The organism is Micromonospora sp. NPDC049004 (assembly GCF_040649315.1).
Lineage (GTDB): Bacteria > Actinomycetota > Actinomycetes > Mycobacteriales > Micromonosporaceae > Micromonospora.
In genome coordinates this window covers 351,409-366,073 of sequence record NZ_JBEZFG010000005.1, presented here as the reverse complement: position 1 = coordinate 366,073, position 14,665 = coordinate 351,409, and the positions used below count along the sequence as shown (strand labels likewise).

The following is a 14,665-nucleotide window of genomic DNA, read 5'->3' as shown; positions in this document are numbered from 1 at the left end:
CGGCGGCGGGCGGGCCCCGGAGGAGCCGCCCGCCGCCGTGCTCAGCTCACCAGGCGGAGGAGATCTGGCTACGGGCGCCGAGCATGCCACCCGCGATTCCCGGATACATCCACAGGATCCCGGTCGAGTTCTCCCGGGCGATCACGTCCGCCTTGCCGTCCCGGTTGAAGTCGGTCAGACCGAAGGAGGTGTAGCCGGCCCAGCCGATACCGACCTGGGTGATCGTGTCCGGTCCCAAGTCGTAGAGCTTCAGCAGGCCTGTGCTCGCCTGCCGAGCGTAGATGTCCGGCGTGGCGTCCCCGACGACGTTGGCGACGCCGAACCCGGTGAAGTCGGTGCTCCAGCCGTTGCCGATGTCCGCTCGCGTGCCACCGCCGCCCTTGAGGTCACCCGGGTAGACCCACAGGTCGTTCGTCGACCCAGCGGTGAAGATGTCCTGGTAGCCGTCCCGGTTGTAGTCGCCCACGCCGAACGGGCGGTAGTTGCACCACTGGATCCCCAGGAAGGTGGGGGTGGGACTCAGGTCGTCCGCCGTCCCCAGGAAGACCTTGAGCTCGCAACTGACGTTGTCCCTGGCCACGATGTCCTGGTACCCGTCATGGTCCCAGTCGGCGATGCCGAAGGCGGTGAACTGGTTCCACCCGTTCGAGACCAGGCGCGGCTTGGACAGCTGCTCGGAGCGCGGCGGGGAGCCATCGTTCGGCGGGGTCAGCTTCCGGTACTTCCACAGGTTGCCGTCCACATCGCTGGCGTAGATCTCGGTTTCCAACTGACCGGTGCCGGGTGGGGTCCACGTGGTCGCCCCGACCGGCGTGAGGGAGCCGTTCTTGGCGCTGTTGCTCGCCCCGATCTGGGTGGGGGTGAGCGCCCGCTTCCACACCTGGAGGTTGCTGAGCATCCCGGCGTAGTGCGCGGTCGCCACGCCCTGGTACTTGTAGCGGCCGACCACGAACTTGCCGGTGCTCGGCCACGTGGGCGTCGCGGTGTACTGGGCGTTGCCCTTCAGGACCCCGTTGACATAAAGCGAGATGATCCTCGTGTCGGCGTTGTAGCTGGCCACCAGGTGCGTCCACACACCCAACGCCGTCCCGGCCGGCGTCACCACCTGGGTGTACGACCAACCGCTGTCCGCGTTGCCCAGGCCGAACCGCCAGGTGTTGTCGCTCGCGTTGTTCCAGAGCAGGAAGCGCGACGCGTTCGCTCCGTCCTCGCTGGCGATGACGCCACCGGCCGCCGTCGGCTTGGCCCAGACCGAGAGGGTGAACGACTTGCTCGTGTCGATCAGCCGCTCGGGACTGGTCAGTGCCGTCTTGTTGGTGTAATCGACCTGGGTCGCGGTGGAGTCGGTGTTCAGCACGACGACCTGCGGGAACAGCTCACCCTGACGCCACTTCGCGCTCACGCCGGGCTTGGTCGGCGAAGGTTCGGTCACCTCGACCCCGAGCGACTTGCCGCCGGAGATGTCGGTGGCCGTGCTGAGCACCCCGTCTCCCGCCTCGTCGAACTTGTCGTCGAACTGCCAGGTGTGATCGGAGGTGATCAGCGTCTGCTTGGGCTGGGCGGTGATGGTGGCGCTGCCGGCCTGGAGGTTGGTGACCAGCCAGGCCGTGGTGGCCGCACCGGCACCGACGGTCCACAGGTCGGGGGTGCCGTCACGGTTGATGTCCCCGGCGCGCAGGCTGAGCGCGACACCGGTGTTCCAGCCGCCGGCCGCGAGGGTACGCGCGGTGTAGGTGAGCTGGCCGGTGTCCTCGTTGTAGGCCAGGTCGGACCACAGGTAGAGCGCGCCGGTGGTCCGGTTCCGGAGGAACATCGCCGTGCCGGTACCGGTCTGGGCGGTGGCGATGGTCCAGTTGTTCCAGTCCGCGCCGCCGGTCGGGGTCGCCGCACCGGTCGAGGTCGCTCCGAAGAACAGGCTGGTCCCCGGGAAGCTGGGGTAGTAGGTGAGCTGGTAGCCGTTGGTGGCGTCCCCACTGGTACCGATCAGGTCCGGGAAGCCCGACCCGGTGCCCCGAGCCTCACCGGCGTTGGCCAGCTGGATCGGCGACCGGCCGTACTCGTCGAGGAGGTACTCGCTCATCAGGCTGGTCTGAACGCCGCCGCGCTCCGGCATCAGGACGGAACCGTCGCCGTTGCCGGCGAAGATGCCCCCGCCGCCGGCGTTGGTCCCCGTGGGGTAGTAGACCAGCACGTCCTGGAGGCCGCCGCCGGTGAATCGACCGGTGATGACCTGGCCTCCGTTGAAGTCGGCGGGTGAGTTGTTGCCGGTGACGCCGTTACCTCGCGCGCCCATGTTGCTGATGCTCGGGTTGAGCCCGGCTGAACCGCTGTTCTCCGCCAGCCACAGGCCGGCCGTGAGGTTGTTGACCGAGCCGACGGTGAGCAGGTCGGCCCAGCCGTCACCGGTCAGGTCGCCGTCCGGTGCGATGGTGGTCGGCGGGTCGGCGTTGAACGGCAGCGTCGCGGTCTCGCCGAAGTTCTTGCCTGCCGCGGTCACGCTGGTCACGGAGATCGTGTTGGTGAAGCGGGTGGGCGTGACCTGGATGTTGGCGTTGCCACTCGCGTCGGGGGTGACGGCCTGCGGGGGTGCCGCATTGAGCTGGTAGACGTAGCTGGTGGGGGCGGTGCCGCTGGACGGCGCCTTGACCGGGATGGTGATCGGCTGCCCGATGGTCGCCGGTTGGGTCAGTTCGGGGATGTTGGGCGGCCCGGCCCGGGTGGCGTCGAAGGCGAACCGGCAGGTGGTCGACCAGTTGCTGGCGGTGCGGAAGTCGGTCGTCTGCACTTTCCAGGCGAAGGTCGCGAACTTGCTCGTACCCGCGACGGCCGCCAGTGTGGCTCGGGGCACGATGAACACCGCCGTGGTGCCGGAGGAGTACGTGAGCAGGCTCGGGTTGGTGCTGGCGATGGCCGTCTGAGCGGGATCGCCGTCCTTCCACACCTTGAAGGTGACCCCGAGGGTGCCCTTGTCGACATCCGAGACCGGCGCGTACAGCGACACCGCCGTGTCACCGACCACCGTGGGGTTGGCGGCGGTGCACGCGGTGGTCGGGGAGGTGCTGAGGCCGGTCGGCGCGGCGGGCGCGTGGTTGTACCGGATAGTCAGGGTGGGGCTGGTCTCGAGGAATTCCTTCCAGCTCTGGGCGTCGCTGGCCTCGTTGGCGGCGACCATCCACAGGGTGCGCGTCGACTTCTTGGCGCTGACGTCGGCCCTGATCTGGTTGGTGATGTCGAAGGAGACGCCGGCGGCGTCGCAGCCGCTGTAGCCGTACGCGAAGCTCTTGCTCGCGATGGCGCTGCCCTTGCTCACCCCCTCCCAGTAGTTCCAGGTGGCGTTGCCAGAGGTCAGTGTGGTGCTGGGACCGTAGATGTTGACCGTCTTGTCGGTGCAGCTCCACGAGCGGGTGTTCGTAATCTTGAAGACGGCGTCCGCGATCTCGGCACCGGCCAGGGTGCTGTAGGGCACCGGGAAGTTGATCAGGGTGTTCGACCGCTGGCTGCCCGAGTTGCCGACCTGCATCCGGCCGATGGGGTCCGGGGTGTTCTTCCAGTAGTTGGTCGACTGGTGCTGATAGGAGATCGAGGCCCAGCCGCTCATCTTGGGGCCGACGGGCGTCCAGTTGAACGTGGGGTCGATGTAGAGCGGATAGACCGCGGTCGGGTCGGTCAGCAACGCCCGGTCGGGGGTGAGCCGCAGGTTCCCGGCGGCGATCCGCACACCGATCGGGGCCGTCCGCGCACCACGGCCCGGTCCGCCGGGGGTCGACGCGGCAGCCCGCTCGTTCGTACCCGTCTTGGCGTTCGCGCCCGGGGCGGAGTCCCACATGGCCGGGGCGGAAGCGGTGAGCACCGTGCGGCCACCCCGGTCCCGGCCGGTGATGTTGCCGACTGGGTCGGCCGCCAGGGTGACGCCCTTCGTCACGGTGGCGAGGTCGAGTGCGGCGAGCCGAGGGTCTGCGGCCGCCTGTCGGTTCTTGACCACGAAGACGTGCGAGAAGGAGCCCTCACCGCTGACCCGGACGGTCAGGTCGACCCCGGGCAGCACCTCGGCGTAGGTGGCGGTGGGCCCGGACAGGGTCGGCGCCGGCAGGGTCAGCGGGGCGGTCACCGACAGTGCGCGGTCGCCGCTGGTCATCTCCGCGAGCGGGCCAGTGCCGCCAGCGGAGACACGGATCGGATTGGTGGTGACGGCGGCGCTGATGCTGCCGTCAGCGTTGCGGACCAGCGTCGGATCGAGGTCCTTCCAGGCGCCGTTCACCCTGGTCCGGGTGGGTACGGCGGACTGGGTCAGCTCCATCGTCCCGTCCGGGCGGGCGGTGAAGGTGGCGGTCGACGTGCCGGCGCCGGTGGCCTCGACCGGCTTGCCGGTCCGCCTCGCCTCGACCAGCGCCCGATCGACGCTGAGTGATCCGCTGGCAGGCGCAGGTGCGGGTTTGCCTGGCGCGGCGGCTGCCGGTGCGGCGGGCAGGATGGCGGCCGTGGTGGCCAGGACCATGCTGGCCGCGACGCCTGTCGTGAGCCTGCGTCTGGCGGTAGGTGTCCTCGGTGGAGGACCGATTTTGAGCATGATGCGCTTACTCCCCCGTGAGTCTGGCCGGCGGTCGCGGAACACGTCCGTTGGGCGGCAACAGTGAAGCAGCACTTCCGGCCTTCGTGGAACGCCGGTTGTCACATGGGGTTGTCCTTTTCGAACTCACTGCGATGGATTTGCCGACCGCCATCAGAGGTCATCGTTATCGTCTCGTTACCTTCGGGTCGATCCAACGTGAAACATTGATCGCGCCACGGGGGTGTGCGACCGAACACCCTGCGTGGCTTTTCTGGCAACGCGCAGAGGTGAGGATCGAATGGTCGGGTACGGGGGATTACGACTGCACACACGTCCCAGACGTCTGGTGGCACTGGCCACGGCGGCGTCCCTGGTGGCGAGCCTGTTGGCCGGGGCGCCGGCGGCGGCGAAACCGGAAGACGGCGGGGTGTCCAAGCTGCCGCCCATGTCGCCCGGGCGATCGGTGACCGGCGTCAAGCCACTGCCCACGAGCTTCGTGACACCACCCGACCAGGCGAAGTCGACCTACCGGCCGTCGCGCACGGCGTGGCCGAAGGCCGCGTCGGCAACGGTCGAGCTGACCGCGACGACCTCCGCGGCCCGCGCCGCCGCGCCGGCGAAGGCACGCGCCGCGGGTACCCCGATCTGGGTGACACCGGTCGCCAAGGGCGGCCGCTACGCCGGTCCGCAGCAGATGCGGGTGGGGATCGCGGACCGCGCTGCCACCGAGGCGGCCGGCGTGGACGGCGTCCTGCTCTCGGTGACGCCGTCGTCGACCGGACGCGCCACCGGCGCGGTACGGGTCGGCGTCGACTACGCCGAGTTCGCGGAGGCGTACGGCGGCAACTACGGTTCCCGCCTGCGACTCGTGCAGCTGCCGGCGTGCGCGCTCACCACACCGGGGCTCGCCGCCTGCCGGACGCCCATCCCGCTGGCCTCAACCAACGACGCGGCGGCCAACTCGGTGTCGGCGGAGGTCCCGCTGACGACCGCCGCCGCCGACAGCCGGTCGACCGGGTCGGCGATGGTGCTCGCCACCGTCGCCGGTGTCGGCGATGAGGGTGGCAAGGGTGGCACCTACGCCGCGACCGACCTGAAGCCGTCCGGCTCCTGGACCGCGGGCGGTAGCACCGGCTCGTTCAGCTACTCGTACCCCCTTGCCGTGCCGCCGACTCGGTCGAAGCTCGTGCCGCAACTGGCCCTCTCCTACGACTCCGCGGGGGTCGATGGTCAGACCTCGGCGACCAACGCGCAGGCGTCCTGGGTGGGCGACGGCTGGACCACCCCGAAGTCGTACGTCGAGCAGACCTTCGTCTCCTGCTCCGACGACCCGGGCGGTAGTCCATCCCCGGTCAAGACGAACGACCGTTGCTACGCCGGTCCGATCCTCACCATCGCCCTGAACGGATCGTCGAGTTCGCTCATCTGGGACTCCGGCAAGGACACCTGGAAGGTGCAGAACGACACCGGCGCCGTGGTCACCCGGGTGATGAACTCGGGTAACGGCAGTGGCACCAAGGACACCGACTACTGGCGGGTCACCGAGCGGGACGGCACGGTCTACGAGTTCGGCCGCAACCGTCTGCCGGGGTGGACGACCAACAAGCCGGAGACCAAGTCGGTCGACTACGTTCCGGTCTACTCGGCGCACTCCGGGGACCCCTGCTACAACTCGGCGGGCTTCAGCTCCTCGGTCTGCACCATGGCGTACCGGTGGAACCTCGACTACGTCAAGGACGTCCACGGCAACGCGATGGCCTACTACTACAACCAGGCCACCAACTACTACGGCCGCAACGAGGGCGCCACCGATGTGCCGTACATCCGGGACAGCAACCTCGCCCGGATCGACTACGGCTTCCGCGACAACGGCGCGTACGGCGTGATCCCCAACCAGGTGGTCTTCAACAGCGACGACCGCTGCCTGTCCGGCACCTGCAAGCCGCTGAACGACTCGACCAAGGCCAACTGGCCGGACGTGCCGTTCGACCTCGTCTGCAACTCCGGTACGGACTGCAAGGCCTGGAGCCCGTCCTTCTTCTCCACCGTGCGGCTGACCTCCATCGAGACCCAGCAGTACGACACCAGCAGCACCCCGTACAAGAAGGTCGACTCCTACGCCCTGACCCACACCATGCCGGCGACCGGGGACGGCACCGCGCCGACGCTGTGGCTGACCTCGATCACCCGCACCGGGTACGACACCACCTCGGGCGGCTCCACCAGCGCCATCGCCCTGCCCTCGGTGTCGTTCACCGGCATCAAGCTGCCCAACCGCGTCGACGTCACCGGCGGCTACCCCTCGTTCTACCGGCAGCGCATCGCGACGATCACCACCGAGACCGGCTCGGTGATCTCACCCAGCTACGAGCTGCCGCAGCCCTGCAGCGCGCCGGTGACGGTCAGCCCCGCGTCCAACGGCAAGTCCTGCTACCCCGTCTACTGGACGCCGGAGGGGGTGCCGAACCAGATCCTGGACTGGTTCCACAAGTACGCGGTCACCCGGGTCACCGCCACCGACCCCACCGGGGGTGCGCCGGCCACCTCGACCAGTTACGAGTACGTCGGCAACGCCGCATGGCACTACGACGACAACGAGGTGGTCAAGGCCAAGTACCGAACCTACGGACAGTTCCGTGGCTACGGCAAGGTCCGGGTCCGCAACGGTGACGGCGTCAACGACCCGCGCACGCTGGCGGACACGACCTACTACCGCGGCATGAGCAGGAACAACAACACCACCGTCGTCAACGTCACCGACAGCGCCGGTGGCACGCACGAGGATGTCGACCAGCTCGCCGGCCGCCCGCTGGAGGCCACCACCTACCTGGGCGACGGCGGCCCGGTCGACAGCTCGACCGTCACGTCCTACTGGGTTTCCGGCGCGACCGCGACCCGCACCCGCACCGGGCTGCCGGCTCTGACCGCGACGTTCGCCGCGCCGGTGCAGACCTGGCGGCGTCAGGCGGTCACCACCGGCGCCACCACCACCTGGCGGTACAGCCAGACCGACATGTCGTACGACGCGTCGACGAGCTCCCCGACGTTCGGGCTGTTGCAGCACTCGTACGACCACACCGTTCCGGCGGACCCGAAGTACGACCGCTGCACCAGCACCAGCTACGCCCCGGTGAACACCGGTCTCAACCTGGTCGGCCTGACCAGCCAGGTGGAGACCGTGTCGGTGGCCTGCGGTGGCTTCACCGCCGGCTCGCCGACCTCGGTGCCGGGCAGCACCAACACGCTGAGCGCCCCGGCCACGGTCAACCGGCCTGCGCAGGTGGTGTCACACGTCCGCACCTTCTACGACGACACGACCTTCGCGACCACGTTTCCGCAGGCCGCCCCGACCAGGGGCAACGTGACAATGGTCCGCAAGGCGTCCGACTGGGCCTCCGGCGGCTACACCTACCAGACGACGGACCGGGCCGAGTTCGACGCGTACGGCCGCGCCACCGGCAGCTGGGACGGTAACGGCAACAAGGCCACCACCACCTACACGGACAACGCCACCGGTCTGACCACCGGCATGACCCTGCAGAACGCCGAGGGCCACGCCACCACCACGACCATGACCACGCTACGGAATCTGCCCAGGAGCAGCACCGACGCCAACGGCGTGGTCACCAGCACCCAGTACGACGCGCTCGGCCGCCTGACGGCGGCGTGGGTGGCGTCCCGGCCCACCAGCGCTCCGGCGAACGTGAAGCACAGCTACACGGTGTCCAAGACCGGGCCGACCGCCACGACGACCGAGACGCTCAACAAGAACAACGGGTACCGCACCTCGACCACCATCTACGACGCCCAGTACCGGGTGCGGCAGACCCAGTCGGTCACGAACACGGGTGGCCGGATGGTCACCGACTCGTTCTACGACAGCCGGGGATGGGTGCGCGCGACCTACAACGGCTGGTGGGATGCCGCCACCACGCCGAACACCACTCCGGTCTACACCGACAGCCTTGTGAAGAAGGCCCTGAACCAGACCTTCAACACCTACGACGGGCTCGGCCGGGTCATCCTGGCCGAGAACGCCCGCGACGGGGTGGTCAAGTCGTCGACCAGGACGGTGTACAACGGCGACCGCACGACGGTCATCCCGCCGACCGGCGGCACCGTCACCGCGACGGTCAGCGACCCGATGGGCCGGTTGGAGGAGCAGCTCCAGTACATCGCGGCCCCGACGCTTGTCTCGCCGAGCAACCCGTTCACCGGCGTCTACCGCCTGACCGGCGGCACCACGGTGGCCACCAGGTACGGCTACGACAGCCACGACAACCAGTCCACCCTGACCGACACCGCGGGCAACGTCTGGACCAGCGGGTTCAACCTGCTGGGACAGGTGGTCAGCAAGGATGACCCGGACGCCGGGACCAGCACCACCCGCTACGACGGTGCGGGCAACGTCGTCGAGTCGACGGACGGCCGGGGCAAGACCGTGTCGTACACCTTCGACAAGATCAATCGTCGTACCGGCAGCTTCGCCGCCGCGGTCACGGCGCAGTCGGCCAGCAACCAGCTGGGCGCCTGGGTGTACGACAACGACAACACCGCCGTGGCGATGACGAACCCGGTCGGCAAGCTGACCACGGCGACCGCCTTCCGCAACGGCGCCGCGTACAGCACCCAGTGGACCGGCTTCGACGCCTTCGGCAACTCCAAGGGCGAGACGATCACCATCCCCGCCGCAGAGGGGGCGCTCGGCAACACGTACGGCTTCGGGCACACCTACTCGGCCACCATCGGAATCCCTCTCGCCGACACCTACCCGGCCCGGGGAAACCTGCCTGCCGAAACCGTGTTGCGTGGCTACACCGGAGTGCTGGACCTGCCGACCACCGTCGGCGGCCTCGCCGGCTACAGCCAGTCCGCCGACTACGACGCCTGGGGCCGGATCACCCGCAACGTCGTCGGCTCCCCGACGAGCCTGGCCTCGATCGTCAACGTCTACGACGACCACGACGGGCGACGCAAGCAACAACTGGTGACCAAGACGACGACCACCACGACGAACGTCGACAAGCAGGACTACGAGTACGACCTGTACGGCAACATCACCAAGACGGTCAACACCCGCTACGAGCCGTCGACGGTGTCCGAGACGGAGTGCTACCGGTACGACGCGCTGCGGCGGCTGACCAAGGCATGGACGGCGAAGGACGACTGCGCGGTCACTCCGACCGTCGGTAACCGGGCCATGGTCGGCAGCGGCATCGGCGCCACCAGCGCCTACTGGACCGAGTGGGACGTCGACTCGCTCGGCAACCGGAAGAGCCAGACGCAGTACTCGCCGACCGGTGGGACCGACACCACCACCACCTACGCCTACGACGGCAACGGCAAGGGTCAGCCGCACACGTTGACGGGTACGACCACCTCCGGTGGCCTCACCGGCACCACCTCGTACGCCTACGACGACGCGGGCAACATGACCACCCGCAAGGCCGGGCAGGGCACCCAGACCCTGAACTGGGACGACACCGGCGAGTTGACGTCGGTGACCGGTGGCACGGACGGGAACAGCTCGTTCCTGTACGACGCCGACGGCAACCTGCTGATCCAGAAGGACCCGGGGGTCACCACCCTCTACCTGCCCGGTCAGCAGATCACCCTCAACACCAGCACCCAGGCGTTGAGCGGCACCCGCTACTACCCGCTGCCGAGCGGCGCGATGGCCTACCGCACGGGCAGTGGCAGCGCTTACGGGTTCACCATTCCGGACCACCAGGGCACGCCCAGCCTGTACCTGAACAACACGGCACAGATGCCCACCTGGCGGCAGTACACCCCGTACGGCGCGCCCCGCGGCGCCACCGTGACGGCACCGGACAACCGTGGCTTCCTCAACCAGCCACTCAACACGAACACCGGCTTGACCCAGGTCAGCGCACGGAACTACGACCCGACCATCGGTCGGTTCGTCTCGGTGGATCCGTTGCAGGACCCGGCCGATCCCCAGCAGTGGAACGGCTACTCCTACGCGAACAACTCCCCGGTCACGATGAGCGACCCGGACGGCCTGATCCCGGCCGACTGCATGGAGTACGACTGCTACGGCTATGATTCGCGGCCCCTCAAGGATGGCGACGGCCGTGGTGCCGGTGGTTGCCCGGGCGGCTGTGGCACCGAGGCGAACAAGGACTGGGGCAAGAAGAACGGCAAGTCGACCACCAGGAACCGGAAGCGGGAGCATCCCCGAGTCCTCGGACATGTGATCGTGGTGCCCGAAACAGTGCCGCTGGAGGAGTTCACCCGCCTCTGGAACGAACAGCGTGCCGCGAAGTTCGGCGCGTCAGCATTCTCCAACGACGAGCTGGTGCGGAACGACGAACGCGAACTCGCCATGAACATCTGTCACGAGATGGGACGGCCGGGCGGCTGCAACGAGTGGATCGAACAGCTCTGGAGCGGCCACTTCGACTTCATGGCGGCCAACCTGCCGGCGGACGAGATGTTCCAGAGCGGTGCGCTCGGTGCCTTGGGCACTGCGGGACGTGTGGCGGCACCCGGTGGGCGTCCCGCCGCCCCCGGTGGCTGCAAGAGCTTCAGCGGTGATACCCAGGTTTTGATGGCGGACGGAACCACCAAGGCCATCGACGAGTTGAAGGCTGGGGATGAGGTCATGGCCTCGGACCCGGAGACTGGCGAGCAGGGTCCCCGAGTCATCACTCATGTGTGGGTCCACCAAGACGACCTCATCGAACTCCAACTCGTTGACGCCGCAATCACGACGACCGAGGATCATCCGTTCTGGAACCAGACCGACCAGGAATGGCAGCCGGCCGACAAGCTTGACGCGGGCGATCTCGTGCTGTCGGCGGACGGCCGCACCCGATCCGTCGTTGGCGTCCGTCCGAACACTGTCCACGCAGACCTTGCCTACAACCTCACTGTTGACGGCATCCACACGTACTATGTGCTTGCCGGCAGCGCCTCGGTCCTGGTGCATAACACGGGTGGCGCCTGTGACGTTCCGGACCCTTCGACGGCCGGGAAGCCGCTCGGTCCTCATCGTCCTGCTGGGGTCGGCGACGACTGGACGGCGAGAACCGCTGATAATGGTAAGGGAACTGTTTGGCAGGCTCCCGGGGCAACAGGAAACGCGAAGATGGTTCGCACTATGAACCCGACGGCCATGTATCCGAATGGGTATGTTCGCTTTCATAACGCGCATGGCCAGCCGATCGGGCTCAACGGGAAGCCAGGTTCAAGGGCCGACACCCACATACCAATGAATCCCGACGGCACGTATTCACTCCCGGCTGGATGGTAGAAGTGAATTTGAACGTTGCAGGTCAATCGGTAACCCGTGTCTGCTTCGATGCTGCTCTCACGATTCTTACTAGTGGGGATTGCGAGTTTCGCGTAGAGACCGAATCGGTCATTAGGACGCCGTCTGGTGAAACTGTGCGATTCGACCCGGAGTCTCCGGCTATAGCCGTAATCCACCTGGTGGGCCTGGTGGGCGATAGAGTCACCCTTGCTGAAGTGGGAAGCGGTGGCGATTTACTAGTAACGTTCGAGGGCGGAGCGGAATTGACCGTCTCTCCGGATGCCGAATACGAGGCTTGGGGTCTTGTGGGGCCGAAAGAAAGGCGAGTGACGTGCATGCCTGGCGGTGAGGTAGCGCTTTGGGGCGAACGGCACGAAGCCGAATAGTTCGTGAGCCTGCGGTGTCGTTGTACTGCGGCACCGCAGGTTCGCCCACCTGATTTAGCGCCCAGTCAATACTGCTCAGCCCGTCGCCACTTCGCGCCCACTCCGCAACATTCCCTGTTGGTGCCGCAGTAGGTGCCAGCAATTTGGCCCCGTACGATCGATGGGTGCGCCGCCCCCAGTTGCCGCGGCCCGCAAGCGCCACGCGGCCCCGCCTGCTCACCGCCCTGACCGCCGTCGCCGTCCTCACCGCCACCACCGCCGCGTCCTGCGGCGACAAAGACCCTGACCTCGCGCTGGCATCTGCCGCCCGCAACCCCGTCACCGAGGTGATCGACGCCCCGGCGACGGTGACTGCGCGGGCCGCCGCGACCCTGACCGCGCCCGCCGACGGCACCCTCGCCAGCCTTCGTGTCCAGCCTGGACAGCGGGTGAAGCGCGGCCAGGTGCTCGCCGTGGTCGCGTCCCCGTCGGCCCAGGCCCGGCTGCGCCAGGCCAAGGAGGCGTTGGCCGCCGCCAAGCGCGCCGGTCGGGGTGTCTCCACCGGCAGCCTGACCGGCAGCCGGCGTGCCACCGACAAGGCTGCCGACAAGGCTTTCGACGAAGCCCGCGAGGCCGCCGACAAGATCGCCGACCAACAACTGCGGGACGCGCTGCTGGCCCAGGTGACCTCCGCTCAGGAGCAGTACGCGGCCGCCGCGCGCAGCGCCGATCAGGCCGTGCGCGCCGTACAGCGGGGGATCAGCGGGTTGAACTCCGCCGTCGGCTCGCTCTCCGCGGCGCAACGGCTCCAGGCCCAGCAGGCGTACGACCTGGCGAAGGCGACAGTCGACGCACTGACCCTGCGCGCCCCGGTCGCCGGGGTGGTGCAGCCCGGTGGCACCCGGGCCGGCGGCGGCGCCAACGGCGGCTTGGCCGGGCTGCTGGAGCAGGCCGGTGGGGCCGGTCTCGACCCGTCCGCGCTGGCCCCCGCGCAGGCCGGCCCGCCGGCCGGAGTGGACGACGCGGTGGCGGTCGGCGGTCAGGTCACCGCCGGCACGCCGGTGCTCACCGTGGTGGACACCGGGCAGCTCGGACTGCTCGCCGAGGTGGACGAGACCGACGTGCTGCTGGTCAAGGCCGGGGTGACCGCCACCGTCGAGTTGGACGCCGTCGCCGGCGCCAACTACGACGCCACGGTCCGCTCGGTCGACGTGCTCCCCACCAGCTCCGCGCAGGGCGGCGTCACCTATCGGGTACGCCTCACGCTGGGTCCCGGGAAGCTGGCCGAGGACGCGCCGGCCCCGACGCCCCGCCCCGGCATGAACGCGATAGTGCACCTGCGCGTACGCGAGGCCGCCGACGCGGTGACCGTCCCCGCTTCGGCGGTCTTCTCCGCCGACGGGCGGGACACGGTCTGGGTGGTCCGCGACGGCAAGGCCGACCGGGCGCCGGTGACCGTGGGCGTCCAGGGGGCCGACCTGGTGCAGATCCTCAACGGCGTCCAGGCCGGCGACCGGATCGTGGTGCGCGGCACCGACCAGGTGCGCGACGGCCAGGAGGTCCGGTGACCGACACCCCGCCGGCCATCGAGGCGGTGGACGTGTCGCGGACGTACCAGCTGGACGGGGTGTCGGTGGAGGCGCTGCGCGGGGTGTCGCTGACCGTGCAGCCCGGTGACTACGTGGCGCTGGTCGGGCCGTCCGGCTCCGGCAAGTCGACGCTCATGCACCTGTTGGGCGGGCTCGACCGACCGACCGGCGGCCGGTTGGTCATCGGCGGGCGGGACGTCAACGCCCTCACCCCGCCGGAGATGGCCGCCCTGCGCAACGAGACGATCGGGTTCGTCTTCCAGGCGTTCCATTTGCTGCCGCGTACCTCGGCGGTGGAGAACGTGGCGTTGCCCCTGGTCTACCGGGGCGTGTCGGCCCGGCAGCGCCGGGAGCGGGCGGCGGCGATGCTGGGCCGGGTCGGTCTCGGGCACCGGCTGGACCACCGGCCCAACCAGATGTCCGGTGGCGAGCAGCAGCGTGTGGCCATCGCCCGCGCCCTGGTCACCGAGCCGACGGTGCTGCTGGCTGACGAGCCGACCGGCAACCTGGACAGCGTCACCGGCGCGGCGGTGCTGGAACTGCTGGAGCAACTGAACGCCGAGTCCGGGGTGGCGCTGGTGATGGTCACCCACGACCAGGAGGTGGCCGCGCGAGCCACCCGCCGGATCACCATGCGCGACGGTGTGGTGGTGGCGGACAGCGCCACCGCACCTCATGATCGACCGCTGTCCGTCGATCACGGTCGACCTGAGACACTGGTCCCCGCTCCCAGCGCGGAGCCCCGGTCCGTGTCCGGAAGCGGCCCGGGGCACCCGTCCGGTGGCTCTGGTGGCGCCGCCGGAGCCACCGGGCGCCTTCCGCGCGAGCCCGGCCCGCGCCGCGGGGGGACCGACATGCGCGAGCCCGGCCCGCGCCGCGCCGAAGC

4 protein-coding genes and 1 pseudogene are annotated in these 14,665 nt (G+C 68.9%); 4 read left to right on the top strand and 1 reads right to left on the bottom strand.

Annotated features, from left to right (window positions below):
• Window positions 1-46: 46 nt before the first annotated feature.
• Window positions 47-4,567 carry a LamG-like jellyroll fold domain-containing protein gene (locus AB0B97_RS17890; RefSeq protein WP_357494691.1) on the bottom strand — a complete coding sequence of 1,507 codons (4,521 nt, stop codon included), beginning with the start codon at window positions 4,565-4,567 and terminating at the stop codon, window positions 47-49.
• 328 nt (window positions 4,568-4,895) lie between these two features.
• On the opposite strand from AB0B97_RS17890, the gene AB0B97_RS17885 reads away from it, so the two are divergent.
• The 4 genes and pseudogenes from AB0B97_RS17885 to AB0B97_RS17870 form a co-directional block, all read left to right on the top strand.
• The gene (locus tag AB0B97_RS17885; protein WP_357494689.1) at window positions 4,896-11,825 is read left to right on the top strand and encodes a polymorphic toxin-type HINT domain-containing protein; all 6,930 of its coding nucleotides are present in this window, start codon (window positions 4,896-4,898) and stop codon (window positions 11,823-11,825) included.
• Complete coding sequence (locus AB0B97_RS17880; RefSeq protein WP_357494687.1) at window positions 11,819-12,211, top strand: DUF6188 family protein; 393 nt, start codon at window positions 11,819-11,821, stop codon at window positions 12,209-12,211. The genes AB0B97_RS17885 and AB0B97_RS17880 overlap by 7 nt, the downstream gene beginning before the upstream one ends.
• Before the next feature lie 164 nt (window positions 12,212-12,375).
• Complete coding sequence (locus tag AB0B97_RS17875) at window positions 12,376-13,758, top strand: efflux RND transporter periplasmic adaptor subunit (RefSeq protein WP_357494685.1); 1,383 nt, start codon at window positions 12,376-12,378, stop codon at window positions 13,756-13,758.
• Window positions 13,755-14,594, top strand: a pseudogene (locus AB0B97_RS17870) (ABC transporter ATP-binding protein); the annotation flags it as partial. The gene AB0B97_RS17875 and the pseudogene AB0B97_RS17870, both read left to right, overlap by 4 nt.
• Window positions 14,595-14,665 lie beyond the last annotated feature (71 nt).

Bases quoted from the DNA above. Each gene is read 5' to 3' on its own strand.
- AB0B97_RS17890 (WP_357494691.1), bottom strand. From the start codon at position 4,567: ATGCTCAAAATCGGTCCTCCACCGAGGACACCTACCGCCAGACGCAGG.
- AB0B97_RS17880 (WP_357494687.1), top strand. From the start codon at position 11,819: ATGGTAGAAGTGAATTTGAACGTTGCAGGTCAATCGGTAACCCGTGTC.